Annotated in this window: 21 protein-coding genes and 1 pseudogene; 14 read left to right on the top strand and 8 right to left on the bottom strand. The window is 66.3% G+C overall.

The annotated features are described in order from the left end of the window. The first annotated feature begins 217 nt into the window (after nt 1–217). Together FJU31_RS19070 and FJU31_RS19065 are read left to right on the top strand one after the other, a co-directional pair. A complete protein-coding gene (locus FJU31_RS19070) occupies nt 218–1,909 on the top strand; it encodes a proline--tRNA ligase (protein WP_150456138.1) in 1,692 nt (563 codons plus the stop codon). A 222-nt stretch (nt 1,910–2,131) separates the two neighbouring features. Then, nucleotides 2,132–2,512, top strand: a pseudogene (locus FJU31_RS19065) (H-NS histone family protein); the annotation flags it as partial. An 86-nt stretch (nt 2,513–2,598) separates the two neighbouring features. On the opposite strand, the gene FJU31_RS19060 reads toward FJU31_RS19065, so the two are convergent. Beyond that, on the bottom strand, nt 2,599–3,858 hold the full coding sequence (locus tag FJU31_RS19060; RefSeq protein WP_150456137.1) for a threonine/serine exporter family protein: 1,260 nt from the start codon (nt 3,856–3,858) through the stop codon (nt 2,599–2,601). A 92-nt stretch (nt 3,859–3,950) separates the two neighbouring features. On the opposite strand from FJU31_RS19060, the gene FJU31_RS19055 reads away from it, so the two are divergent. From FJU31_RS19055 to FJU31_RS19040, 4 genes are read left to right on the top strand one after another with little or no spacing between them, the layout of a single operon-like run. Next, entirely contained in the window at nt 3,951–5,072 is a 1,122-nt protein-coding gene (locus FJU31_RS19055) for an ABC transporter permease (protein WP_188115540.1), read from the top strand. 1 nt (nt 5,073) lies between these two features. Next, complete coding sequence (locus FJU31_RS19050) at nt 5,074–5,898, top strand: ABC transporter ATP-binding protein (protein ID WP_150456135.1); 825 nt, start codon at nt 5,074–5,076, stop codon at nt 5,896–5,898. Between the two features lie 3 nt (nt 5,899–5,901). After that, a complete protein-coding gene (locus FJU31_RS19045; RefSeq protein WP_116863408.1) occupies nt 5,902–6,828 on the top strand; it encodes an MlaD family protein in 927 nt (308 codons plus the stop codon). Continuing rightward, the gene (locus FJU31_RS19040; protein WP_150456134.1) at nt 6,825–7,466 is read left to right on the top strand and encodes an ABC-type transport auxiliary lipoprotein family protein; all 642 of its coding nucleotides are present in this window, start codon (nt 6,825–6,827) and stop codon (nt 7,464–7,466) included. The genes FJU31_RS19045 and FJU31_RS19040 overlap by 4 nt, the downstream gene beginning before the upstream one ends. 172 nt (nt 7,467–7,638) lie before the next feature. On the opposite strand, the gene FJU31_RS19035 is transcribed toward FJU31_RS19040, so the two are convergent. After that, nucleotides 7,639–8,226, bottom strand: coding sequence for an alpha-ketoglutarate-dependent dioxygenase AlkB family protein (locus tag FJU31_RS19035; protein WP_150456133.1), 588 nt, complete (start codon nt 8,224–8,226; stop codon nt 7,639–7,641). Between the two features lie 128 nt (nt 8,227–8,354). Between FJU31_RS19035 and FJU31_RS19030 the strand changes: the two genes are divergently transcribed. Then, nucleotides 8,355–10,409, top strand: coding sequence for a glycoside hydrolase family 99-like domain-containing protein (locus FJU31_RS19030; RefSeq protein WP_150456132.1), 2,055 nt, complete (start codon nt 8,355–8,357; stop codon nt 10,407–10,409). 32 nt (nt 10,410–10,441) lie between these two features. On the opposite strand, the gene FJU31_RS19025 is transcribed toward FJU31_RS19030, so the two are convergent. Both FJU31_RS19025 and FJU31_RS19020 read right to left on the bottom strand, forming a co-directional pair. Next, nucleotides 10,442–11,074 (bottom strand): CoA transferase subunit B, encoded by a 633-nt coding sequence (locus FJU31_RS19025; RefSeq protein ID WP_150456131.1) that lies wholly within the window; start codon nt 11,072–11,074, stop codon nt 10,442–10,444. A 1-nt stretch (nt 11,075) separates the two neighbouring features. Continuing rightward, nucleotides 11,076–11,807 (bottom strand): CoA transferase subunit A, encoded by a 732-nt coding sequence (locus FJU31_RS19020; protein WP_150456130.1) that lies wholly within the window; start codon nt 11,805–11,807, stop codon nt 11,076–11,078. A 144-nt stretch (nt 11,808–11,951) separates the two neighbouring features. Here FJU31_RS19020 and FJU31_RS19015 point away from each other — a divergent pair, with 144 nt between their 5' ends. From FJU31_RS19015 to FJU31_RS19005, 3 genes are all read left to right on the top strand, one after another. Continuing rightward, the gene (locus tag FJU31_RS19015) at nt 11,952–15,281 is read left to right on the top strand and encodes a DEAD/DEAH box helicase (RefSeq protein ID WP_150456129.1); all 3,330 of its coding nucleotides are present in this window, start codon (nt 11,952–11,954) and stop codon (nt 15,279–15,281) included. Nucleotides 15,282–15,412: 131 nt separating this feature from the next. Next, on the top strand, nt 15,413–16,759 hold the full coding sequence (locus FJU31_RS19010; RefSeq protein ID WP_150456128.1) for a phosphohexomutase domain-containing protein: 1,347 nt from the start codon (nt 15,413–15,415) through the stop codon (nt 16,757–16,759). Between the two features lie 12 nt (nt 16,760–16,771). Beyond that, nucleotides 16,772–18,175: a mannose-1-phosphate guanylyltransferase/mannose-6-phosphate isomerase gene (locus tag FJU31_RS19005; protein ID WP_150456127.1), complete on the top strand. Its 1,404-nt coding sequence runs from the start codon at nt 16,772–16,774 to the stop codon at nt 18,173–18,175. Between the two features lie 92 nt (nt 18,176–18,267). Here FJU31_RS19005 and rfbD read toward each other — a convergent pair whose 3' ends face one another. The 4 genes from rfbD to rfbB are packed head-to-tail and all read right to left on the bottom strand — an operon-like array spanning nt 18,268 to nt 21,672. Continuing rightward, nucleotides 18,268–19,164 carry a dTDP-4-dehydrorhamnose reductase gene (gene rfbD, locus FJU31_RS19000; RefSeq protein WP_150456126.1) on the bottom strand — a complete coding sequence of 299 codons (897 nt, stop codon included), beginning with the start codon at nt 19,162–19,164 and terminating at the stop codon, nt 18,268–18,270. Then, nucleotides 19,161–19,718 carry a dTDP-4-dehydrorhamnose 3,5-epimerase gene (rfbC, locus tag FJU31_RS18995; RefSeq protein ID WP_150456125.1) on the bottom strand — a complete coding sequence of 186 codons (558 nt, stop codon included), beginning with the start codon at nt 19,716–19,718 and terminating at the stop codon, nt 19,161–19,163. Before rfbC ends, rfbD begins: the two co-directional genes overlap by 4 nt. Next, complete coding sequence (gene rfbA, locus FJU31_RS18990; protein ID WP_116863417.1) at nt 19,715–20,602, bottom strand: glucose-1-phosphate thymidylyltransferase RfbA; 888 nt, start codon at nt 20,600–20,602, stop codon at nt 19,715–19,717. The genes rfbC and rfbA overlap by 4 nt, the downstream gene beginning before the upstream one ends. A gap of 14 nt (nt 20,603–20,616) precedes the next feature. After that, nucleotides 20,617–21,672, bottom strand: a complete 1,056-nt coding sequence (rfbB, locus tag FJU31_RS18985) for a dTDP-glucose 4,6-dehydratase (RefSeq protein WP_150456124.1) — start codon at nt 21,670–21,672, stop codon at nt 20,617–20,619. Between the two features lie 289 nt (nt 21,673–21,961). On the opposite strand from rfbB, the gene FJU31_RS18980 reads away from it, so the two are divergent. The 4 genes from FJU31_RS18980 to FJU31_RS18965 all read left to right on the top strand — a co-directional run bounded on the left by FJU31_RS18980 (nt 21,962) and on the right by FJU31_RS18965 (nt 26,035). Further along, nucleotides 21,962–22,708, top strand: coding sequence for an electron transfer flavoprotein subunit beta/FixA family protein (locus FJU31_RS18980; RefSeq protein WP_150456123.1), 747 nt, complete (start codon nt 21,962–21,964; stop codon nt 22,706–22,708). Continuing rightward, complete coding sequence (locus FJU31_RS18975) at nt 22,708–23,646, top strand: electron transfer flavoprotein subunit alpha/FixB family protein (protein ID WP_150456122.1); 939 nt, start codon at nt 22,708–22,710, stop codon at nt 23,644–23,646. The genes FJU31_RS18980 and FJU31_RS18975 overlap by 1 nt, the downstream gene beginning before the upstream one ends. A gap of 68 nt (nt 23,647–23,714) precedes the next feature. Then, complete coding sequence (locus FJU31_RS18970; RefSeq protein ID WP_150456121.1) at nt 23,715–25,073, top strand: UDP-glucose dehydrogenase family protein; 1,359 nt, start codon at nt 23,715–23,717, stop codon at nt 25,071–25,073. Beyond that, nucleotides 25,070–26,035, top strand: a complete 966-nt coding sequence (locus tag FJU31_RS18965; RefSeq protein WP_150456120.1) for a UDP-glucuronic acid decarboxylase family protein — start codon at nt 25,070–25,072, stop codon at nt 26,033–26,035. Before FJU31_RS18970 ends, FJU31_RS18965 begins: the two co-directional genes overlap by 4 nt. Nucleotides 26,036–26,212: the final 177 nt, after the last annotated feature.

Below are 26,212 nucleotides of genomic sequence, written 5' to 3'. Positions count from 1 at the left end.
GGGGGGGGGGGGGGGGGGGGGGGGGGGGGCCCCCCCCCCCCCCCCCCCCCCCCCCCCCCCCCCCCCCCCCCCCCCCCCCCCCCCCCCGCCAACCCACGGATAGCCAGCTTTTGACGTTGACGTTGATTGAAGCAGGTGCAGGGCTGCCAGCCCTGCCGGTACAAACCCCCGGCCGGGCTGGCAGAATAGGCGTCTCTGCCGTTATCCGAAGCCGCCGATGCGCCTCTCCCAGTTCCACCTGCACACCACCAAGGAAACCCCCAGCGACGCCGAGCTGACCAGCCACCGGTTGATGCTGCGGGCGGGCATGATCCGCAAGCTGGCATCGGGCCTGTACACCTGGTCGCCGCTGGGCCTGCGCGTGCTGCGCAAGGTCGAGCGCATCGTGCGCGAGGAAATGGACCGCGCCGGTGCCGTCGAATTCCAGATTCCGACCATCCAGCCGAAGGAACTGTGGGAGCAGACCGGCCGCTGGGAAAAGTTTGGCCCGCAGCTGCTGAAGATCAAGGACCGCAAGGAACAGACCTTCTGCTACAGCCCCACCGCCGAAGAAGCGGCCTGCGATTTCGCGCGCAGCGAGCTGTCCAGCTACAAGCAGCTGCCGGTCAACTTCTACCAGATCCAGACCAAGTTCCGCGACGAGATCCGCCCGCGTTTCGGCGTGATGCGCGCGCGCGAATTCCTGATGAAGGATGCCTATTCGTTCCACCTGCACGATGACTGCCTGGTGCGCGAATACGAGAACATGAAGGCGGCCTACAGTCGTATCTTCACCCGACTCGGCCTCGATTTCCGCATGGTGCAGGCCGATTCCGGTGCCATCGGTGGCGATGCCTCGCAGGAATTCCACGTCATCGCCGATTCGGGCGAAGACGCGCTGGTGTTCTCCACAGGCTCGGATTATGCCGCCAACATGGAAGCGGCCGTGGCCGCCGATCCGGCACCGCGCGCGGCTGCGACCGAAACCATGCGCAAGGTGGACACCCCCACGCAGAAGACCTGCGAGGACGTCGCCGCCCTGCTAGGCCTCGACCTGACCCGCACCGTGAAGTCGGTGGCGCTGATGACCGAAGCCGGCTTCGTGCTGGCCCTGGTCCGCGGCGACCATGACGTCAACGAGATCAAGCTGGGCAAGGTCGCCGGCCTGGAAGACCAGCGCTTCGCCAGCGAGGCGGAAATCGCCGAGTACCTGGGCAGCGTGCCGGGCTTCCTCGGCCCGGTCGCCCCGGCCAAGGCCATCCGCGTGGTGGCCGACCGTGAAGTGGCAGCCATGGCCGACTTCGTCGTCGGCGCCAACGAGGCCGGTTTCCACCTGGCCGGCGTCAACTGGGGCCGCGACCTGGCCGAGCCGGAAGTGGCTGACATCCGCAACGTGCAGGCCGGTGACCGCGCCGTCGATGGCGGCGAGCTGAAGATCGCCCGCGGCATCGAGGTCGGCCACGTCTTCCAGTTGGGCCGCAAGTACGCCGCCGCGCTCGACGCCACCGTGCTTGACGAGAACGGCAAGGCCGCGGTGATGGCCATGGGCTGCTACGGCATCGGCATTTCCCGCGTGGTCGCTGCGGCGATCGAACAGAACCACGACGACGCCGGCATCATCTGGCCCGAGGCGATGGCGCCGTGGCAGGTGGTGGTGTGCGTGATCAACCCGAAGGGCGATGCCGGCGTGGCCGAAGCGGCGGCTGCCCTGCTGCAGGAACTGCGCGATGCGGGCCTGGATGCGGCGCTGGACGACCGTGGCCTGCGTCCGGGCGCCATGTTCGCCGACATGGAACTGATCGGCGTCCCGCACCGGGTGGTGGTCAGCGAACGCGGCCTGGCCGCCGGCACCTTTGAATACCGTTCGCGCCGTGCCAGCGAGGCGGAAAGCCTGGACAAGGCCACCCTGCTGCAGCGACTGCAGGGATGACCAGAGAGACCGGGGCCTGCCCCGGTCTTTTTTTGCCTGTCTTGTGCGTACCAGCAAAATCCGATCGGACATAATCCGGTCAAAACAGACGCATTGGGGCCATCCGGCCGCCATGTCGCGACTGCCAATGTTTGTGCTGGGATTAATTCGTCATTATTCTGTCCCGCGACGCCACGGACCGGCTCGTCCCTGTCCCTAATTCAGTTTCCGGAGTAATCGTTAATGAGCATCGACCTGAGCGGCCTGTCGGCACGCGAGCTGGGCGCCCTGATCCGTACCGCCAAGAAGCAGCAGACCATCGTGGCCAAGCGTCGCCCGATCACCAAGGTGCGTGCCCAGCTGAGCAAGCTGGCCAAGGCCGAGGGTTACACCATCGAGGAACTGTTCGGTGATGCCCCGGCTGCCCCGCGCGCGCGCAAGGCGACGAAGGCCACCAAGGCACCGGCGAAGACCGCAGGCCGCAAGCTGGGCAAGGTTGCCCCGAAGTACCGCAACCCGGCCAATCCGAAGGAAACCTGGACCGGCCGTGGCAAGCAGCCGCGCTGGATGGCCGAACTGACCGCCAAGGGCGGCAAGAAGCCGGAAGATTTCCTGATCAAGAAGGCGTAAGGCCGAATATCAGGCTGGAATGAACGACGCCGGCGAACGCCGGCGTTTTTTTATCTGGCGTGTGGACCAACGGTCCACACCTACAGGGTTTTGCGGGCCGGCATCAGCAGATTGCCGAACAGCAGGCCGGCCACCAGCGCCATCACCACGTTGAGCACGGTGAGGAACACGCTCTGCCCGGCGCCCACGTCCTGCTGCTGCACCAGGGTCAGCACGCCGCGCAGGCTAGTGCTGCCCGGCACCATCATGATGATGCCCGGCAGGCGGATGATCGCGCCCGGGCGCCCGACCAGGCGGCCGAACAGATTACCGCCGGCGGTCAGCAGCATCGCGGACAGGAAAATACCGGCCGGTGCGCCCCAGGCGTGGCCACCGAATTTGGAGATGGCATAACCTGCCACCGAGGCCGCCATCACCCACGGATAATCGCGCCGGTTGGCCTTGAACAGCATGGCGAAGGCGAATGCCGCGGTCAGCAGCGAGGCCCATTCCACCCATGGCCCCTGCGGCCGCGCGGCACGGATCACCGGCTCCAGGCCCAGCACATCGGCCAGGGTCACGGCGATCATCGCGCCGACGCTGAGTTTCATGATGGTGGTCAGCGCACCGGCGAAACGCGCGGTGCCCGATACCCAGTGCTGGCTGGCCAGTTCATTGACCGCATTGGTCAGCGACATGCCAGGCAGCAGCACCACCAGCGAAGCAATGATGACGGTATTGAGATTGAGTGCGCCGACAAAGGCGGCCACCAGCGTGGCGACCATGCCGGCCAGCAGTGCAGCCAGCGCTTCGCCCGCTTCGCGGGTGGCCGGGCGACGATCGGTGATCATGCCCAGCAGGCCGATCATCAGGCCGATGACGCCGGCAGTGGCGATGTCCAGCCACGGCAGCTTCCACATGCCGGCCACGCCGGCCGCGCCCAGGCTGAAGGACAGGATGGTGCGCAGCTTGCCGCGGCGGCCAGGATCCTTGTCCAGCTGCCGCAGCGCGGTATGGCCCTGTGCAAGGCTCATGCGCCCATTGGCCACTTCCTCGGCGATGCGGTCGGCAACGCTCAGCTTGTGCAGGTCGTTCTCGCCCGGCGCCAGTCGGATCACCCGGGTGATGTCGCTGGAACCGATGGCGCGTGCCGGATCGCTGAAGCTGAGGATGATGCCGGTGGGGTTGGACCACGGCTCGCAGTCCAGGTCCAGTTGCAGTGCCAGCGCGACCACGGCCGCCTCCAGCCGCTGGGCCGTAGTGCCATAGCTGTGCAGGCGCCCGGCGATCTCGGAAACGAATGCCACCCGCTGTGCGTAGGTGGCCTGGGGCGTGGGGATCGTGTGGGCGTCTGCAGACATGCGCCGTAGTATCACCCACGGCGGCCTTGGCCGGAGAATTTCATCCCGGTTCGACGCGACGTGCAATTAAGAACGGTTATGCTGCGAGCCGAATGGCCCCCATGACCCCGAACCACGCACCCCGGCTTGAACAGGACGCCCACGATCACGGGCTGATCCGCCTGTCCGGGCACTGGACCCTGAAGACCGCGCTGGCGGCGGCCGAAGTGCTGCGCGACGTTCCCGACAAAGTAACCGGCATCGACGCCACCGGTATCGAGCAGCTGGACTCGGCCGGCGTGCTGCAGCTGCTGCGCGTGGCCCATCGGGCCGACCTCGGCGAGCACGCCGTGCAGTTCCGGCCGGACCACCAGGCGCTGGTGTCCACCATCGAAGAAGTGGCCGACGACCGCCCCAAGCCCAAGCGCGATTTCGGCGTACTGGCCGCGCTCGAACGCCTCGGCGTCAGCGTCCATGCCACTGCCCACAACATCAAGGCGCTGTGCAGCTTCCTCGGCGAGAACCTGGTGAAGGCCGCGCGGCTGGTGAAGGAACCGCGGCGCTTCCGCCTGACCGCCACCGTGCACCAGATGGAACAGGTGGGGCTGGACGCGGTGCCACTGGTGGCACTGCTGTCCTACCTGGTCGGCGCGGTCATCGCCTTCCTCGGCTCGACCATCCTGCGCGACTTCGGCGCGGAGATCTACGTGGTCGAGCTGGTCAACATCGCCTTCCTGCGCGAGTTCGCCGTGCTGCTCACCGCCATCGTGCTGGCCGGCCGCACCGCCAGTGCGTTCACCGCGCAGATCGGCGCGATGAAGGCTCGCGAGGAAATCGATGCGATGCGCACGCTCGGCCTGGACCCGGTCGACCTGCTGGTGCTGCCGCGCCTGCTCGCCCTGCTGGTGACCCTGCCGCTGCTGACCTTCATCGCGATGATCGCCGGCCTGGCCGGCGGCATCACCGTCGGCGCGTTCGACCTGGACATCCCGCCGCAGATGTACATCGCGCGCATGCACGAAACGATGGAAGTGCGGCACCTGCTGGTGGGCCTGTCCAAGGCACCGGTGTTCGCGCTGATCATCGGCCTGATCGGCTGCCTGGAAGGCCTGAAGGTGGAAGGCACGGCGCAGTCGGTGGGCGAGCGCACCACCTCCAGCGTGGTGCAGACCATCTCGCTGGTCATCATCATCGACGCCTTTGCGGCGTTGTGGTTCATGCACATGGACTGGTGACATGAACGCATACGACTCCCCCACCGACACCATGCAGGATGACCAGGGCCACGACCTGGCCATCCGCGTGCGCGGGCTGGTCAACCGCTTCGGCAGCCAGACCGTGCACGAAGGCCTGGACCTGGACGTGCGGCGCGGCGAGATCCTCGGCGTGGTCGGCGGTTCGGGCACCGGCAAATCCGTGCTGATGCGCTCGATCCTCGGCCTGCGCGTGCCCGACGAAGGGCAGATCGAGGTGCTCGGCCGCAACGCGCGCGCCGACGATGCCGAAAGCCGCCTGCACATCGAGCGCAACACCGGCGTGCTGTTCCAGGATGGCGCCTTGTTCTCCTCGCTGACCGTGGGCGAGAACGTGCAGGTGCCGCTGAAGGAACACCACCGTGAGCTGCCCGAGCGCTGGCACTACGAACTGGCGCTGCTCAAGGTGAAGCTGGCCGGCCTGCCCGCCGATGCCATCAACAAGCTGCCCTCGCAGCTGTCCGGCGGCATGCGCAAGCGCGCCGGCCTGGCGCGGGCGCTGGCGCTGGACCCGCCGCTGCTGTTCCTGGACGAACCCACCGCCGGCCTGGACCCGATCGGCGCGGCCGCCTTCGACCGCCTGATCAAGACCCTGCAGGAAGCGCTGGGCCTGACCGTGTTCCTGATCACCCACGACCTGGACACGCTGTATGCGATCTGCGACCGGGTGGCGGTGATCGCTGACCGCAGGATGGTGGCCAACGCGCCGCTGTCCGAACTCGAGCAACTGGACCACCCGTGGATCCAGGAATATTTCCACGGACCCCGCGCGCGTGCCGCACGCGGCGAACAGATCAAGAGTGCCTGAGCCATGGAAACCAAAGCCAATTACGTGCTGATCGGTGCGTTCACCCTGATCACCGGCCTGGCCCTGCTGGCCTTCGGCCTGTGGGCAGCCAAGTATTCCTCCGACCGTACCTGGCAGGAGTACCGCGTAGTGTTCCGCGAGGCGGTGACCGGCCTGTCGGTGGGCAGCCCGGTGCAGTACAACGGCATCGCGGTGGGCTCGATCACCGAACTGAACCTGGTGCCCGACGACCCGCGCCAGGTCGTCGCGCGCATCCGCCTGAACTCCAACACCCCGGTCAAGACCGATACCCGCGCCAAGCTGGCGATCACCAGCCTGACCGGCCCGTCGATCATCCAGCTCAGCGGTGGTACACCGCAGGCGCCGACACTGACCACGGTCAACAAGGATCCGGCGCCGATCATCCCGACCACGCCGTCGGCGCTGCAGAACATCACCGACGTGGCCAACCGCATCGTCGAACGCATGGACCAGGTCCTCAGTGACCGCAACGTGGCCTCGATCAACGCCACCCTGGCCAACCTGGAGACCATCAGCGGCGGGCTGGCCGACCGTGACCAGGGTACCCAGGCGCTGCTGCTCAGCGCGCGCGATGCCGCACGCAGCCTGGACACCACGCTGAAGACCACCAATGGCACCATCGAGCGCCTGGACAAGAACCTGGTGCAGCAGCTGCCGGGCATCATCGACAAGCTCGACGCCACCCTGGGCAAGCTTGATTCGGCGGCCGGGAATGCCGATTCGATCCTCGGCGAGAACCGCGCGGCCATCAACAGCTTCGCCAACGACGGGCTGGGCCAGCTCGGCCCGACGCTGAATGAACTGCGTGGCCTGATCCGCGACCTGCGCCGCGTCAGCGACCGCCTCGAGAACAATCCCGCGCGCTACCTGCTGGGCCGCGACGCACCGAAGGAGTTCGAACCCAAATGAGCCCGATGACCCTTCCGCGCCTGCTGCTGGCCGCCTCGGCCGTCACCCTGCTGGGTGGCTGCTCGATCCTCGGCAGCGGCGACAAGAGCCCGGTCACCCTGTACTCGCCCGCCGTGCAGGTGAAGGTGGACCCGAGCTGGCCGCAGGCCGACTGGCAGCTGGTGGTGTCCAAGCCCAGCGCCGCGCGCATGGTCGACAGCCCGCGCATCAACGTGCGGCCGACACCGTCCGAGCTGGAGATCTACAAGGGCGCCAGCTGGGCACAGCCGGCCACCGACATCATCGAGGACACCCTGCTGCGCGGCTTCGAGGATTCCGGCCGCCTGCGCGGCGTGGCCCGCACCGCCGCCGGCATCCGCGCCGACTACAAACTGGCCACCGACGTGCGCCGCTTCGAATCGGATTACCAGGGCCAGGCCACGCCGACCGTGGTGATCGAAGTGAACGCCAAGCTGATCCACACCACCGACCAGCGCGTGGTGGCCGACCGCACGTTCCGCCAGGCACAGCCGGTGGGCAGCACCGACGTACCGGCCGTGGCCGCCGCCTTCGAGCGTGGCCTGCAGCAGCTGGCGCAGGACGTGGTGGCCTGGACGCTGGTGAACGGGCAGAACGACGCGGCTGCGCCGAAGCGTTGAGCCGTATCCGCTGCGCTCGCCGGGCATGGCCCGGCGCTACCCTTGTGCAATCCTGGTAGCGCCGGGCCATGCCCGGCGGAGCGCCCTGTGCAATCCTGGTAGCGCCGGGCCATGCCCGGCGGAGCGCCCTGTGCAATCCTGGTAGCGCCGGGCCATGCCCGGCGAAACACCCTCAACGGGGCTGGATCCAACGGAACGTCAGGTTGATGCGCTCGCCCTGCACCCGTGCCATCTTCGGCAGCGCGTGCTGGTAGAAGCGCTGGGTGCTGCCGCCCATCAGCAGCAGGTCGCCGTGGCCAAGCAGGAATTCGGCCTTGCGCGCGGGATCGTCGCGCCGTCGCAGCAGGAAACGCCGGGCCGAGCCCAGGCTGAGCGAGGCGATGAGCGGCGACGACCCCAGCTCCGGTTCGTCATCGCTGTGCCAGCCCATGTAATCGCCGCCGTTGCGGTAGCGGTTGACCAGCACGCTGTTGAACGCGCCGATGCCCTGCGCCTGCAGCCGCTCGCGCAGGACCTGCAGCCGCGGCGGCCACGGCAGCGGTACGAATTCAGCGCCGGAATAGCGATAGCGCGCCTGTGGGTCACCGATCCAGCAGCTCAGCCGGGGCGAATCCACCCAGTTGCCGAACATGCGGATGCGGTGCACCTCCCACGGCAGTTCCGCCTGCAGCGCCGGCAGCAGCGCATCGGCGGCATCGGTGGGCAGCCAGCCCGGCAGGTGCTGGACGTCGGCATCAGGCAGGTCGTGGGGGAACAGCATCGTGCCACGCTAGCACGGCAGCCGCGATCCGGTTTGCCGTGATGGCCGCCAGCGTCGAAAATGCGTCCCATGACCCTTTCCACGACGCCCATGCCCGCCCTCGCCCGCCCTTCCCGGGGCGTGCTGCGATGAGCGGCAGCCTGCGCCAGGCCCTGTTCCCGCTGCTGCGTGCGGCCTTCCGGCTGCTGCCCCTCTCCGAGGGGCAGCGCGACCGGCTGCGGACCCGCCTGCTGGCCCGTCATGGTGACTGGGTGCCGCCGCCGCCCAAGGGTCAGCAGGACACCGCCGGCCCCCGTTCGGGCGCGCAGCTGCGCTGGCGTGCCGACGAGGCCGCGATCGGCCACCGCAGCTATCGGCAGGACGCCCTGCCTACCCCGCTGCCGGCCACCCTTGTCGCTTTCTACCTGCCGCAGTTCCACACTTTCGCCGAGAACGACGCGTGGTGGGGCAAGGGCTTCACCGAGTGGCGCAACGTCACCCGCGCCTTGCCGCAGTTCGAAGGCCACATCCAACCGCGCCTGCCTGCCGATCTCGGCTTCTACGACCTGCGCAACCCGCAGGTGATGCGCGACCAGGCGACGCTCGCCGCCGAACATGGCATCGGCGCGTTCTGCTTCTACTACTACTGGTTCAGTGGCCGCACCCTGATGGAGGACCCACTGCAGCAGTGGCTGGCCGATGACAGCATCGATCTGCCGTTCTGCCTGTGCTGGGCCAACGAGAACTGGGCGCGGCGCTGGGATGGCCGCGACGAGGACATCCTGATCGGCCAGCAGCACAGCGCCGAGGATGACCTGGCCTTCATCGCCCACGTTGCACCGTACCTGCGTGACCGGCGCGCACTGAAGGTCGATGGCAGGCCGATGCTCCTGATCTACCGCCCGCACCTGCTGCCCGATGCACGGGCGACCGCGGAGCGCTGGCGCCGCTGGTGCCGTGACCACGGTGTCGGCGAGCTCCACCTGGCCTACGTGCAGGGCTTCGAACGGCCCGATCCGCGCGACATCGGCTTCGATGCCGCTGTCGAGTTCCCGCCGAACATGAGCAACCCTGCCTCGCTGTCCGCGCAGCAGTGGCTGCTCAATCCCGGATTCAACGGCGACGTGCGTGACTGGCGCGAACTGGCTGCCGAGGTCGGCGCGCGGCCGCTGCCGGACTACCCGCTCTACCCCGGCGTGAATCCCGGTTGGGACAACGAAGCACGACGCTCCGGCCGTGGCCGGGTGTACCTGCACGCCTCACCGCGCGGCTATCGCGACTGGCTGCGCCGAACGGTGCACGAGCGCCTGGCGGCGGCGCCGCAGGATCAGCGCCTGGTCTTCATCAATGCATGGAACGAGTGGGCCGAAGGGGCGGTGCTCGAACCCGATGCACGACTGGGCCATGCCTGGCTGCAGGCCACCCGCGAGGCGCTTTCGCCGGCGCCACCGGTACGGCAGGCACCCGCGGTGCACCTGCACGCCTGGTATCTGGAAACCCTGCCCGAGGTACTGTCCGCACTGGGCGAAGCCGCGTTGCCGTGGCGGATCGTCGTCACCACCCCGGCCGCGCAGGTGGTGGCCGTCCAACAGGCGCTGGCCAGCCACGGGCTGGCGGGCGAGGTCATCCCGGTCGCCAACCAAGGGCGCGACATCCTGCCGTTCCTGGAGGTGGCCGAGCGGCTGCTGCAGGACCACCACGATGTGGTGCTCAAACTGCATACGAAACGCTCAACCCATCGCGACAATGGTGACCAGTGGCGGCAGGAACTGCTGCAGCGTCTGGTCCAGCGCGATCGCGCCGCGCGCATCCACGCCGCGTTCCAGGCCGATCCGGGCCTGGGCATGGTGGTGGCCGAAGGGCACCTGCTGCGTGTCGTCGATTTCATCGGCGGCAATGGGCCGGCACTGCAGCGGCTCCGCGTGCGGCTGGGCCTTCCTGCGGCCGCGGACGCAGAGGTATTCGGCGCCGGCAGCATGGGCTGGTGGCGATTGCAGGCCCTGCGTCCGCTGCTGGACGCACACCTCCATCGCAGCGCGTTCGATGCCGAACAGGGCCAGATCGACGGCACCCTGGCACATGCCATCGAACGCGTGCTGGGCACCTGCTGCGAGCAGAGCGGATTGCGCGTCATGACGGCTGCCGCATGTATCGGCGAACCGGAACCGGCAGCTTCGGACTACGCCTACGCACGGCGCAGCTGATCAAAGGGGGCCACACGGCCCCCTTTGATCGATCACACCCGCCGGAACGGCACGCCGGTCTTTTCCTTCAGTTCGTCATCGGCCACGCCGGGCGCCGCTTCCACCAGCACCAGGCCGTCCTCGGTCACGTCGAACACGGCCAGGTCGGTGATGATGCGGTCGACCACGCCGACGCCGGTCAGCGGCAGCGAGCATTCGGCCAGGATCTTGTGCTCGCCGCTCTTCGCGGTGTGCTCCATCAGCACCACCACGCGCTGCACGCCGGCCACCAGGTCCATCGCCCCGCCCATGCCCTTGACCATCTTGCCGGGCACCATCCAGTTGGCCAGGTCGCCCTTGTCGGTCACCTGCATGGCGCCGAGGATGGCGAGGTTGACGTGGCCGCCGCGGATCATCGCGAAACTGTCATGGCTGCCGAAATAGCTGGCACCGGCACGCGCGGTGACGGTCTGCTTGCCGGCGTTGATCAGGTCGGCGTCCACTTCGGCATCGGTCGGGAACGGGCCGATGCCAAGCAGGCCGTTCTCCGACTGCAGCCACACGTCCACGCCTTCGGGAATGTGGTTGGCCACCAGCGTCGGCAGGCCGATGCCGAGGTTCACGTAGGCGCCATCGGTCAGTTCGCGGGCGGCACGTGCCGCCATCTCGTCACGGGTCCACGCCATGTCAGTTGCCCTCCGCGCGGATGGTGCGCTGTTCGATACGTTTTTCAGGGGTGGGGTTGTGCACGATGCGGTGCACGTAGATGCCCGGCAGGTGCACCTGGTCCGGATCGATGCTACCGACCGGCACCACCTCCTCCACTTCCACGATGCAGACCTTGCCGGCCATCGCGCAGGCCGGGTTGAAGTTGCGCGCGGTCTTCCGGAACACCAGGTTGCCGGCTTCGTCGGCCTTCCAGGCCTTGACCAGGGCGACATCTGCAAGCAGCGCGGTTTCCATCACGTAGTGCTTGCCGTCGAACTCGCGGGTTTCCTTGCCTTCGGCCACCACCGTGCCGTAGCCGGTGGCAGTGAAGAAGGCCGGGATGCCCGCACCGCCGGCGCGAAGGCGCTCGGCCAGGGTGCCCTGCGGGTTGAACTCCAGTTCCAGCTCACCGGCCAGGAACTGCCGTTCGAATTCCTTGTTCTCGCCCACGTAGGACGAAATCATCTTCTTGATCTGCCGCGTTTCCAGCAGCTGGCCGAGGCCGAAGCCATCGACGCCGGCATTGTTGGAGATCACGGTCAGGCCCTTGGCACCGCTGTCGCGCAGCGCGGCGATCAGCGCCTCGGGAATGCCGCACAGGCCGAAGCCGCCCACGGCCAGGGTCTGGCCATCGGCGATGACGCCCTGCAGGGCCTCCGCCGCCGAGGCGAAGCGCTTGCTGCGCTTGCCGCTGGAAGTTGCGTGTTCCATTTCTACAGCCCTACGGGGGAAGAATGATTGCATTCTAGCCGGGCCCCGCTGATGGGCTGGGATGCGCCGCAGCATTGACCGGCTGCCTGGCGCGTTCCCGCTAGAATGGAGGACTGCTACTGGTTGACGCTGGCCCCGATGACAATGCCCATCCCCTACGATGACCAGGACCTGTTCCGCTGGTTTGATGAAGTGACGCTCGGTCGCAGCGAGCAGTGCATAGGCGGTGTCCGCAACCTGCAACGCCACGGTGATCTGCTCCTCGCCGACGTGCAGGGTTCGGCTCGCCACCCGTACGGCGTCGAAATCGATCTGGGGGCCAGCACCCGCACGCCCCGCAGCCGGTTGCAGGGTGACTGCTCATGCCCGGTGGGCCGCAACTGCAAGCACGTGGCCGCCGCGCTGGTGGTCTACCTGCTGGACGACAGCATCGAGGTCGCGGTGGGACCTCCGGCCGGGGAAGATGATGAGGACGACACTGCATCCGCATTGAACGGCCCCCCTCGCCCGGAACTGCTGGCCGAACTGTCGCGCTGGCAGAGCAGGCGCAGCCTTCCAGCCAAGCCCCGCAGAAATGGCGTCATCTTCGATCTCTCGACGTCCGGCCATCGGCCCTACGTTGTGATGCGAAAGGTGGACTACCGCCCCAATGGCACCCTCAGCATCGGCAAATGGGTGGATATCACCGCCGAGATGCTGCTCAATCCGCCGGGCTACCTCGCGCCGTCCGATATCTCGGTGATCGCCCAGCTCTGGGCGGAGCGGCATGCGAAGACCGCCGGGCCGCGCATCGACATCAATGCCACGCTGCAGCTGATCATCGACAGCGGCCACGGCTGGGTTTCGGGCCAGCGTCATGAACGCGTGCCTGCCCGGCGTGGTCCTGCGCGGCGCGGAACGCTGGGCTGGCAGATCGAGGAAATCGAAGACATCCCGCTGTCGAAGCCGTCCCTGCATGTGGAAGGCGATGCTGAAGGCCTGGTCATGGGCAGCGCCGCCGGGTACCTGGACCCCATTACAGGAGAAGTGGGCCCCCTGCTGCTGGATGTGAAAACCGAGGACGCCGACGTCTTCCTGACCCTGCCGCACCTGATGCCCAGTGAAGCGCCCGTGGTGGCACAGATGCTGCGGCAGATGGACCCCGCGCTGCCCCGTCCCAGCGCGCCCGATGCACTTCCCACCCTGCAGATCAAGGCCATGACACCCGTGCTGCGCCTGCACAGTCTGGAGTTCCGGCCGGCCTGGCTGCACCGGCGGGATGATTCGCACTGGGCGGATTTCGCCACGGTCGCCTTCGAGTACGACGAACACGTGCGCTTCCTGGACAATCCGAGCGTGTTCGTCCACGACGCCAATGGCGATCTGGCCCTGCTGCCGCGGGATCCGGCCGAGGAGGCTCGCCGCGAACATGAACTGCGCGGGTTCAATCTCCACCGCGACACGGCGCCACGGGTGGCCCTGCAGGATGCCGGCCCACATTTCGTGCTGCGCAGCTACAATTGGACCCGGCTGCTGCTGCAGGACGTGCCGCAACTGGAAGCGCTCGGCTGGAAAGTGGAGGTGGATGACGACTTCCGCCACCGCATCACCCTGATCGAGGACATCGATCTGGACATCCAGCCCAGTGCGTCGGGAGACGGCTGGTTTGATCTGGGCCTGGATATCCAGGTCGACGGCCGTACCGTGCCGTTGGCCCCACTGCTGCACAAGGTGCTGCAGACCGATCCGCGCTGGCTTCGCGGGCAGATCGACGCCATCGGTGACGATGAGAACGTGATGCTGTCGCCCGGCGGCAACACCCATCTGGCCATCAAGGCCGCGCGCCTGAAACCGGTTATCGCCTTGTTGGCCGATCTGTTCAGCCAGCGTGATGCGCCCTTGCGGGTGTCGGCGCGTGACCGCGGCCGCCTGCGCGCCCTGCAGGACAATGCGCGCCTGCAGTTCAAGGGCAGCCAAGACACCCGTGCGCTGGTGCAACGCCTGCTGCAGACCCCCGCACTCGAAGAGATCGCTCCCCCCGCCGGGCTGGCCGCTTCCCTGCGTCCGTACCAGCTGCAGGGCCTGGCCTGGCTGCAGTACCTGCGGCAGCAGGACCTCGGCGGCGTGCTGGCCGACGACATGGGCCTGGGCAAGACACTGCAGACCCTGGCCCATATCCTGCTGGAAAAGGAACAGGGCCGGCTGCAGCAGCCGGCGCTGGTGGTGGTGCCCACCTCGTTGCTGCATAACTGGACCAGTGAAGCGGCCCGCTTCACCCCCGACCTGCGCGTGCTGGCGCTGCATGGCGCCGACCGCGCCGCCCACTTCGATCGCATCGGCGAACATGATCTGGTGCTCACCACCTACCCGCTGGTGTGGCGCGACGAAGAGGCCCTGCTGGCCCACGACTATCACCTGCTGATCCTCGACGAGGCACAGCAGGTCAAGAACGCAAAATCGAAGGCGGCCATCGCCCTGCGCACCCTGCACGCGCGCCATCGCCTGTGCCTGACCGGTACGCCGCTGGAAAACCACCTGGGCGAACTATGGGCACAGTTCGATTTCCTGCTGCCCGGCCTGCTGGGCAACGAGAAGCAGTTCAACCAGCATTGGCGCCATCCCATCGAACGCGGCAGCGACCCGCAACGCGCGCACCTGCTTGCCCAGCGCCTGCGCCCGTTCATGCTGCGCCGGCGCAAGGACCAGGTGGCGGCGGAACTACCGCCGAAAACCGAGATCACCCGCACGGTGGCACTGGAAGGCGCACAGCGCGATCTGTACGAAACCGTGCGCGCATCAATGGAGGCCAAGGTGCGTGAAGCCGTCGCTGCCCAAGGGTTGGGCCGCAGCCATATCCTGGTGCTGGACGCCCTGCTGAAACTGCGCCAGGTCTGCTGCGACCCGCGTCTGCTGCCCGGTGAGACCGGCAAGCGCAGTGCGCCGTCGGCCAAGCTGGACCTGCTGCGCGACATGCTGCCGGAAATGGTGGAAGAAGGCCGGCGGATCCTCCTGTTCTCGCAGTTCACCAGCATGCTGGCCTTGATCGCACAGGCGCTGGATGAGATGGGCCTGGCCCACGTGCAGCTGACCGGCGACACCCAGGATCGGGCCACGCCCGTGCAGCGCTTCATGGCGGGCGAGGTGCCGATTTTCCTCATCAGCCTGAAGGCCGGTGGTGTCGGCCTGAACCTGACCGCGGCAGATACGGTCATCCACTTCGATCCGTGGTGGAACCCGGCTGCCGAACGGCAGGCAACCGATCGCGCCCACCGCATCGGCCAGGAGCAGCCGGTGTTCGTCTACCGGCTGATCGCCGCCGGCAGCATTGAAGAGCGCATCGCCGAGCTGCAGGAGCGCAAGGCGGCGCTGGCCGATTCCATTCTTGAAGGTGGCAACGCCAGCGGCCCGCGCTTCAACGATGAGGACCTGGAAGCACTGCTGGCGCCGCTGCCAGGGGTGGTGCCAAAGGGCAAGCGGGGGCGCTCTGCCAAGTAGGTCCACGCCGTGCGTGGATCCGAGTCACCACCGAGCCCGGCCCGACGTTCAGCGCCCGCAGGGGCATGGAAACGGATCCCACACAGGGCTGGGATTACACTAGCCGACTGAACTCATCAAGGACCTGACCGATGCCCCTGCCCGCCTTCAAGGCCTATGACATCCGCGGCCGCGTCCCGGAAGAACTGAACGAAGACCTGGCCCGCCGCATCGGCGTGGCGCTGGACGCTCAGCTCGCTCCGGGCCCGGTAGTACTGGGACATGATGTCCGCCTGACCAGCCCCGCCCTGCAGGATGCGCTCGCCAACGGCCTGCGCGGCGTCGGCCGCGAGGTGATCGACATTGGCCTGTGCGGCACCGAGGAGGTCTACTTCCAGACCGACCACCTGGGCGCCGCCGGTGGCGTGATGGTGACCGCCAGCCACAACCCGATGGACTACAACGGGATGAAGCTGGTCAAGGAAAACGCGCGGCCGATCAGCTCCGATACCGGCCTGTTCGCGATCTCCGACGCCGTGGCCGCCGATACCGCCGCGCCGCAGCCGCCGAGCGCGGCGCAGACTGCCCGCCACGACAAGGGCGCCTACATCGACCACCTGCTGAGCTATGTCGATGCCAGCAAGCTCAAGCCGCTGAAGCTGGTGGTCAATGCCGGCAACGGCGGCGCCGGTGCCATCGTCGACCTGCTCGCACCGCACCTGCCGCTGGAGTTCATCCGCATCTGCCATGAACCCGATGGCAACTTCCCCAACGGCATCCCCAACCCGCTGCTGCCGGAAAACCGGGCCGCCACCGCCGAGGCCGTGCGCGAACACGGCGCCGACTTCGGCATCGCCTGGGACGGCGATTTTGATCGCTGCTTCTTCTTCGACCACACCGGCCGTTTCATCGAGGGCTACTACCTGGTCGGCCTGCTGGCCAAGGCGATTCTCGCCCGCCAGCCGGGCGGCAAGGTCGTGCACGATCCGCGCCTGGTCTGGAACACCGTGGAAATGGTCGAAGCGGCCGGCGGCGTGCCGGTGCTGTGCAAGAGCGGCCATGCCTTCATCAAGGAAAAGATGCGCGCCGAGGATGCGGTATACGGCGGCGAGATGAGCGCCCACCACTACTTCCGCGAATTCGCCTATGCGGACTCCGGCATGATCCCGTGGCTGCTGATCGCGCAGCTGGTGTCCGAGAGCGGCCGCTCGCTGGCCGACTGGGTGGAGGACCGAATGGCGGCCTTCCCCTGCAGCGGCGAGATCAACTTCAAGGTGGCCGATGCCAAGGCAGCCGTCGCCCGCGTGATGGAGCACTTCGCCGCACAGTCGCCGGCGCTGGACCACACTGATGGCATCAGCGCCGATTTCGGCGACTGGCGCTTCAACCTGCGCAGCTCCAATACCGAACCGCTGCTGCGCCTGAATGTGGAAGCCCGCGGTGACGCCGCTCTGCTGCAGGCACGCACCGATGAGCTCTCCCGCCTTATCCAGCAGTAATCAAGGAAGATCATGAGCAACATCCAGCCCGTCATCCTGTCCGGTGGCTCCGGCACCCGCCTGTGGCCCCTGTCCCGCGAGGCCTACCCGAAGCAGTTCCTGCCGCTGGCCGGCCAGCTGACCATGCTGCAGGCCACATGGCAGCGGGTAGCCCCCATCGCCAGCCGCGGCCCGCTGGTGATCGCCAACGAGGAGCACCGCTTCGTCGCCGCCGAGCAGCTGCAGCAGGTCGGCGCGGCGCCTGCCGCGATCATCCTCGAGCCGGTCGGCCGCAACACCGCGCCGGCGATCGCCGTGGCTGCCCTGGAAGCCACCCGTGATGGCGCCGACGCGCTGCTGCTGGTGCTGCCCTCGGACCATGTGATCACCGATGAAGCCGCCTTCCGCAGCGCGGTGCACGCCGCGGCCAACGCCGCCGAAGCGGGCAAGCTGGTGACCTTCGGCATCGTGCCCACGGGTCCGGAAACCGGCTATGGCTACATCAAGGCGGCCGATGGCCAGGGTCTTCGCGCCGTCGAGCGTTTCGTCGAGAAACCCGACCTGGACACCGCCAGCGGCTACGTGGCCAGCGGCCAGTACTACTGGAACAGCGGCATGTTCCTGTTCAAGGCGTCGCGCTACCTGCAGGAGCTGGAACGCTTCCAGCCGGCGATGCTGGCCGGCAGCCGCACGGCGTGGCAGCAGTCGCGTCGGGATGCCGACTTCACCCGCCTGGACAAGGACGCGTTCACCGCTGTGCCGTCTGATTCCATCGATTATGCGGTGATGGAGAAAACCGCCGATGCCGTGGTCATTCCGCTCGATGCAGGCTGGAACGATGTCGGATCGTGGACCGCGCTGCGCGATGTCTCGCAGCAGGATGGCGATGGCAATGCCCACCAGGGCGATGTGATCGCCATCGACTGCCGCAACACCTACGCCTATGGCCAGCGCCTGGTGGCAATGGTCGGCCTGGACGACGTGATCGTGGTGGAGACCGACGATGCGGTGCTGGTCGGCAAGGCCGACCGCATGCAGGAGGTCAAGACGGTGGTGGCGCAGTTGAAGGCCGACGGCCGCAGTGAAGCCAGCTGGCACCGCAAGGTGTACCGCCCGTGGGGCGCCTACGACTCGATCGACAACGGCGAGCGCTTCCAGGTCAAGCGCATCACGGTCAAGCCGGGTGGCACGCTGAGCCTGCAGATGCACCACCATCGCGCCGAACACTGGATCGTGGTCAGCGGCACCGCCGAGGTGACCCGCGGCGACGAAGTGATCCTGCTGAGCGAGAACCAGAGCACCTACATCCCGCTGGGCGTGATCCATCGCCTGCGCAACCCGGGCAAGCTGCCGCTGGAACTGATCGAAGTGCAGTCCGGCAGTTACCTGGGCGAGGATGACATCGTGCGCTTCGAGGATACCTACGGGCGCAGTTGATCAGGCGCCTGCGGGCTTAACGGTAGCGCCGGCCCATGGCCGGCGAGCGCAGCGGTGATACGGAATCCGCCGGGCATGGCCCGGCGCTACCGTTATCGAACCATCTCCGCCATGACCCGCTTCAGGCCGTCCTGCCAGGACGGCAGCACGATGCCGAACTCCTGCTGCAGCCTGCGGTTGTCCAGCACCGACCACGCCGGACGCTTGGCCGGGGTCGGGTACTCGGCACTGGGAATCGCTTCGACGGCCGGCACCTTGGCCAGCACGCCGCTGGACAACGCTTCGGCAAAGATCGCCTCGGCGAATCCATGCCAGCTGGTCTGGCCGCTGGCGGTCAGGTGCCAGGTGCCCGACAGCTGCCCGGGGTGCTGCAGCGCCTGTGCGGTAACATCGGCGATCAGCGCGGCCGGGGTCGGCGTGCCGATCTGGTCGGCCACCACCCGCAGCTGGTTACGCTCGGCGCCCACCCGCAGCATCGTGCGCAGGAAATTGGCGCCGTGCGAGGCGTACACCCACGCCGTGCGGAAGATCAGGTGGCGGCCACCGGCGCCGCGAACAGCCTCTTCACCATCCCGCTTGCTGGTGCCGTAGACGCCCAGCGGCGCGGTCGCTTCGTCTTCGCGGTAGGGCGCGCTGCCCTGGCCATCGAACACGTAATCGGTGGAGTAATGCACGAACGGCACGCCATGGGCCGCACACCAGCGCGCGATCACGCCCGGCGCCTGCGCGTTGGCCGCGAACGCGGCCTCCACGTCCTGCTCGGCACGATCGACTGCCGTGTAGGCGGCGGCATTGACCACCACCGACGGCTGCAGGCGGTCCAGCAGCGCCGGCAGGCTGTCGGGCTGGCCGAAATCGGCCACCTCGCACGCACTGCCGTCGGGCAGCTGGCCACTACGCGTAGTCGCCACCACCGGCCCCAACGGGGCCAGTGCGCGCAGCAGTTCCTGCCCGACCTGGCCGTTGCCGCCAAACACCAGCACGGTCATGCGCTGTAGACCGGCAGGCGGTCCTCGGCGATGTCCTTCAGAAACGGTGCGCCCTCATCCTTGGCCGACAGGGTCGGTGCGCTCACCGGCCAGTCCACCGCGATGTCGGCATCGTTCCAGCGCACGCCGGCATCGAAGTCCTTCAGGTAGACCTCGGTGCACAGGTAGCTGAACACCGCACGCTCGGACAGCACGGCAAAGCCATGGGCGAAGCCTTCCGGAATCCAGAACTGCTTCTTGTTCTCCGCGCTCAGCACCACCGCTTCCCACTGGCCGAAGGTCGGCGAGCCGCGACGGATGTCGACGGCGACGTCATAGACCTCGCCTTCCAGCACGCTGACCAGCTTGCCCTGCGGGCGCGGCCACTGGTAATGCAGGCCGCGCAGCACGCCCTGCGCCGAGGTCGAGACGTTGCTCTGCACGAACCGGTCCGGCAGGCCCAGCGCAGCGAAGCGCTCGGCATTCCAGGTTTCAAAGAAATAACCACGGGCATCGCCGAACACCGCCGGCTCGATCACCACGCAGCCGGGCAGCTTGGTTTCAATCACTTTCACGGAACGACTCCACGCAGGGCGAGCTTGTGCAGGTACTGGCCGTAGCCATTCTTGATCAGCGGGGCGGCCAGCGCCTCCAGCTGCTCGGCGTTGATCCAACCCTGGCCGAAGGCGATTTCCTCCGGGCAGCAGACCTGCAGGCCCTGACGGGTCTGGATGGTCTCGATGAAGTTGGAGGCTTCCAGCAGGGACTGGTGGGTGCCGGTATCGAGCCAGGCATAACCGCGGCCCAGCGCTTCCAGATGCAGGTTGCCCTCGGTAAGGTAGCGCTTGTTGAGATCGGTGATCTCCAGCTCGCCACGCGGCGACGGCTTCAGTTCGGCAGCATGGGCGCTGGCGTTGCCGTCGTAGAAGTACAGGCCGGTGACGGCGTAGTTGGAACGCGGGTTTTCCGGCTTTTCCACCAGGTCCACCACCTTGCCGCTCGTGTCGAACTCGGCCACGCCGTAGCGCTCCGGGTCGTTCACCCAGTAGCCGAACACGGTCGAGCCGTCCACGCGCTGGTCGGCGCGCTTGAGCACCTCGCGCAGGCCGTGGCCGTGGAAGATGTTGTCACCCAGTACCAGGCAGCTCGGCTTGCCGGCCACGAAGTCGCGGCCGATCAGGTAGGCCTGCGCCAGCCCGTCGGGGCTGGGCTGTACGGCGTACTGGATGTCCATGCCCCACTGCGAACCGTCGCCCAGCAGCTGCTGGAACAACGCCTGTTCGTGCGGGGTGTTGATGATCAGCACTTCACGGATGCCCGCCAGCATCAGCACGCTGAGCGGGTAGTAGATCATCGGCTTGTCGTACACCGGCAGCAGCTGCTTGCTGACGCCCTTGGTGATCGGATACAGCCGGGTGCCGGAGCCGCCGGCCAGGATGATGCCTTTACGCTGCGTCATGTTCTCTCCCGGTTTCAGGCGCTGGTGCCAATGCGCTGCAGGCGGTAGCTGCCGTCGAGCACGCCGTTGACCCATTCCTGGTTGTCCAGGTACCAGTCGACGGTGAAGGCAATGCCCTGCTCGAAGGTGTAGGCCGGTTCCCAGCCGAGATCATTCTTCAGCTTCGACGCATCGATCGCGTAGCGGCGGTCATGACCGGGGCGATCGGCCACGTAGGTGATCTGGCTGCTGCGCGGCTGGCCATCGTCACGCGGGCGGCGCGCATCGAGCAGCGCGCAGATCGCCTGCACGACTTCGATGTTCTGCTTTTCCGAATTGCCGCCGACGTTGTAGGTCTCGCCGACCTGGCCCTTGGCCAGCACGGTGCGGATCGCTTCGCAATGGTCGGTGACGAACAGCCAGTCACGCACCTGCTTGCCGTCGCCGTACACCGGCAGCGGTTCGCCGGCCAGTGCCTTGGCGATCACCAGCGGAATGAGCTTTTCGGGGAAGTGGTACGGGCCGTAATTGTTGGAGCAGTTGGTGGTGAGCACCGGCAGCCCGTAGGTGTGGTGGAACGCGCGCACTAGGTGGTCCGACGCAGCCTTGGACGCCGAGTACGGCGAATTGGGCGCGTACGGGGTGGTTTCGCTGAACTTGCCGGTCTCGCCCAGGGTGCCGTACACCTCGTCGGTGGACACGTGCAGGAAGCGGAAGGCCGCGCCCTGCTCGGCCGGCAGGCCCTTCCAGTGGTCGCGCACCGCTTCCAGCAGGCCCAGGGTGCCGACCACGTTCGTCTGGATGAAGGCATCCGGACCGTCAATGGAGCGGTCAACGTGGCTTTCGGCGGCGAAATTCAGCACCGCATCGGGCTGGTGTTCGGCCAGCAGGCGGGCCACCAAGGCGCTGTCGCCGATGTCACCCTGCACGAACACATGGTTCGGGTTGCCGTCCAGGCTGGACAGGGTCTTCAGGTTGCCGGCGTAGGTCAGCGCGTCGAGATTGACGACCTTGACGCCGCGGGCGACCGCTTCGAGAACGAAGTTGCCGCCAATGAAACCGGCGCCGCCGGTGACAAGCCAAGTGGACACTACCTGATCTCCTGTTATTTTGATTTCTTCCAGAGGAAGCGCTCAGCACGCTTCGATACAGCGGCACAGCATACATGGGGCCGAACTTCACGACTGCGTGCAGAACGTGAATGACGGGGCAGAAGCGGCTTTTTTTGCCGCGTCGCAGCAAAACCATACGCATTCGCATGGTCACCCCAAGCCAGCTAGAATCGGGGTCCCACCCCCGAACCGGTTGCTGTGCGAGGACCGGACGTTTCCCATTACTGTTAGCCGGCCAGCGGCCGGCACTACAAGGATCGAGTACCAGATGAAAATCCTCGTCGCGTACAAGCGCGTGGTGGACTACAACGTCCGCATTCAGGTCAAGCCGGACGGTTCCGGCGTGGTCACCGACGGCGTCAAGCTGTCCCCCAACCCCTTCGATGAAATCGCGCTGGAAGAAGCCCTGCGCCTGCGCGACAAGGGCATCGCCAGCGAAGTGGTCGTTGCCACCATCGCCCCGGCCGACGCCCAGGCGCACCTGCGCAATGGCCTGGCCATGGGTGCAAACCGTGCCATTCACGTCGTTACCGATCAGGCCATCCAGCCGCTGACCGCCGCCCGCATCCTGCTCAAGCTGGTCGAGAAGGAACAGCCGGATCTGGTGATCCTCGGCAAGCAGGCCATCGACGACGATGCCAACCAGACCGGCCAGATGCTGGCCACGCTGTGGGGCCGCCCGCAGGCGACCTTCGCCAGCAAGCTGGACGTTGCCGACGGCAAGGCCACGGTCACCCGTGAAGTCGATGCCGGCCTGGAAACGCTCGAAGTGGACCTGCCGGCCGTGGTCACCACCGACCTGCGCCTGAACGAACCGCGCTTCATCAAGCTGCCGGACATCATGAAGGCCAAGGCCAAGCCGCTGGAGAGCCTGCAGCTGGCCGACCTCGGCGTTGAAGCCGCCGATACCTTCAAGACCACCCAGTACGCCGCGCCGTCCAAGCGCAGCAAGGGTGTAATGGTCAAGGACGCGGCTGAACTGGTTGCCGCACTCAAGCAGAAGGGGCTGCTGTAATGAGCAAGATTCTCGTCATCGCCGAGCACCACGACGGCAAGCTCAACGCCGCCACCGCCAAGACCGTCAGCGCCGCCACCGCCATCAGCGGTGCCAGCATCGACGTGCTGGTGCTGGCCGCCGACCCGGCCGCCGTCGCCGCTGAAGCCGCGAAGATCGCCGGCGTCGCCAAGGTCCTGACCGTGGCCAACGCCGCCAACGCGCAGGCCATCGCCCAGGTGCTGGCCCCGCAGATCGCGCAGCTGGCCAAGGACTACACCCACGTCTTCGGCCCGTCGACCACCTTCGGCAAGGACCTGATGCCCTGCGTGGCCGCCCTGCTGGGCGTCAACCAGGTGTCCGACCTGATGGCCGTGGAAGGCAGCCATACCTTCAAGCGCCCGATCTACGCGGGCAACGCCATCATCACCGTCGAAGCACCGGCCGACCAGATCGTCGTCGCCACCGTGCGCGCCGCATCGTGGCCGGAAGCGGCCCAGGGTGGAAGCGCTGCTGTCGAAGCAGCCAGTGTCGATGCGGCCCTGCCGGCGCACACCCGCTTCGTCGGCCTGGCCGCCGGTGCCAGCGACCGCCCGGACCTGCAGAGCGCCAAGCGCGTGGTCTCCGGTGGCCGTGGCGTCGGTTCGGAAGAGAACTTCAAGGTCATCTTCCAGCTGGCCGACAAGCTCGGTGCCGCGGTGGGTGCCTCGCGCGCCGCGGTCGACGCCGGCTACGTGCCCAGCGATCTGCAGGTCGGCCAGACCGGCAAGATCATCGCGCCGGAACTGTACGTGGCCGTCGGCATCAGCGGTGCCATCCAGCACCTGACCGGCATTAAGGATGCCGGCACGATCGTGGCCATCAACAAGGACGCGGATTCGCCGATCTTCGAGATTGCCGACATCGGCCTGGTCGGGGATCTGTTCACGATCCTGCCGGAGCTGGAAGCCGTGCTGTAAGCTCCTGCGCTGCCATCACGACGCCCCGCCTGCTGTCGGGGCGTCATCCGTTCTAGTAGAGGTCGTTGATGAAAGTTGCAATTTTTGGTGCGGGCTATGTGGGATTGGTCACGGCCGCATGTCTGGCCGAGGTCGGCCACGATGTGATCTGTGTCGATACCGACGCAGGCAAGGTTGAGCGGCTTGAGCGCGGAATCATTCCGATCTACGAGCCGGGACTTGATTCGATGATTACAGCCAACGTCGCCGGAGGTCGCCTGTCCTTCACGACGAACGCGGAAGCTGCAGTGAGACATGGCAACATCATCTTCATCGCCGTGGGAACCCCTCCAGGCGAAGACGGGAGTGCCGACCTCACGCATGTCCTGGCCGTTGCGGGGACCATTGGCCGCCACCTGGACCATGATGCAGTCATCGTGGACAAATCAACCGTTCCAGTGGGCACCGCCCGCAAGGTGGAGCAGCAGATCGCGCAAGAGCTTTCCGGGAGCGGAAGGGATATCACCTTCCACGTGGTATCCAACCCTGAGTTTCTGAAGGAAGGCGATGCGATCCGCGACTTCATGCGCCCTGACCGGATCATCGTCGGCACTGCAGTGACGGCGGCAGCTGACCAGATGCGCGAGCTCTATCTTCCGTTCAATCGCAACCACGACCGTCTGATCGTGATGGACGTGCCGTCGGCGGAACTGACCAAGTATGCGGCAAACGCCATGCTTGCCACCAAGATCAGTTTCATGAATGAAATCTCCAACATCGCCGAACGTGTTGGCGCTGACATCGAACAGGTTCGCAAGGGAATCGGCTCTGACAGCCGGATTGGCTACTCCTTCATCTATCCAGGTGCCGGCTATGGCGGATCGTGCTTCCCGAAGGATGTGCAGGCCTTGGCCAGGACATCGGATTCGGTCGGCTACCAGGCCGACCTGCTCAACGCAGTGGAAGCGGTGAACTACCGCCAGAAGCAGAAACTTTCGAAGCTGATTGCCCGCCACTATGCCGGCGAGATCAATGGCAAAACATTTGCAGTGTGGGGCCTGTCCTTCAAGCCGAACACGGACGACATGCGCGAGGCACCGGCGCTCGTTCTCATTGCAGACCTGATTGCCCGTGGCGCAAAGGTACGTTGCTACGACCCCCAGGCCATGGCCGAGGCAAGCCACCTGCTCTCCTCCTTTGGCGATGATGTTTCTTTCGCCAGTTCTGCGGAACAGGCACTGACCTCCGCAGATGCGCTGGTGATCGTGACGGAGTGGAAACAGTTCCTGCTTTCAAGCTTCGAACCACTGCTGCAGCTGCATGACCGCGTCATCTTCGACGGCCGCAACATGTATGACCCTGCCAAGGTGGAATCCACCGGGATCGCGTACTACGGCATTGGCCGGGGCCGCTCCATTACCTGCGACAGCACCGGGAACGTAAAATGAAGAACTACAACAGTCGAAAGCGGGTTCTGGTAACCGGAGGAGCAGGCTTTCTGGGCTCCCACCTGATTGAGCGCCTGCTGGATCGCGGCAATGAAGTAATCTGCGCCGACAACCTGTTCACCGGCAGCAAGCGGAACATCGAGCACCTGCTGCAGAACCCGCATTTTGAATTCATGCGGCACGATGTGACGTTCCCCATCTACGTCGAAGTCGACGAGATCTGGAACCTGGCCTGCCCGGCGTCCCCGATCCATTACAGCCACGATCCAGTGCAGACCACCAAGACATCGGTGCATGGAGCAATCAACCTGCTTGGCCTCGCCAAACGACTCGACTGCCGCATCTTCCAGGCATCGACGAGCGAAGTATATGGCGATCCCAGTATCCATCCGCAGCGCGAGGAATACTGGGGGAACGTCAATCCGATCGGCCCTCGCTCGTGCTATGACGAGGGTAAACGCTGCGCCGAAACCCTGTTCTTCGATTACCACCGTCAGCACGGTCTGGACATCAAGGTTGCACGCATCTTCAACACGTACGGCCCGCGCATGCACCCTAATGACGGGCGCGTTGTCTCCAACTTCATCGTGCAGGCCCTTCGCGGCGAAAACATCACGATCTATGGCGAAGGCAAGCAGACACGTTCGTTCTGCTATGTGGATGACCTGATCGAAGGCTTCCTGCGACTGATGGACAGCGAGAAGGGCTTCACGGGGCCATGCAACCTTGGCAATCCGGGCGAGTTCACCATCCGGGAGCTTGCCGAGAAGGTGATCGCGCTGACCAACTCCGGTTCCAAGCTTGTGTTCAAGCCGTTGCCGGTTGACGACCCCATGCAACGCCAACCGGACATTACACTGGCCAAGAAGAAACTGGACAACTGGGAACCCCAAGTCCAGCTGGAAGAGGGCCTGCGCCGGACGATTGCCTACTTCGACAATCTGCTCAGCGAGAGCAACTGAAACGCTCGAGCAGAAAAGGGGCGCCTTCCAGGCGCCCCTTTTCTTTGCCGTGACCCGTCCTGAATTGGGTTGACACCTTTTCCCTCTGGAAAAGGAATGTTCAATGAAATCAACAATCAGGCGCAGCCAACGCGATTACTCGCTGGCCTTCAAATTGTCGGTGGTCGACCAGGTCGA

Source organism: Stenotrophomonas cyclobalanopsidis (assembly GCF_008710035.1).
GTDB classification, from domain to species: Bacteria; Pseudomonadota; Gammaproteobacteria; order Xanthomonadales; family Xanthomonadaceae; genus Stenotrophomonas; species Stenotrophomonas cyclobalanopsidis.
The sequence above is the reverse complement of the archived record's forward strand: the minus strand, read 5'-3'. Positions and strand labels throughout refer to the sequence as shown.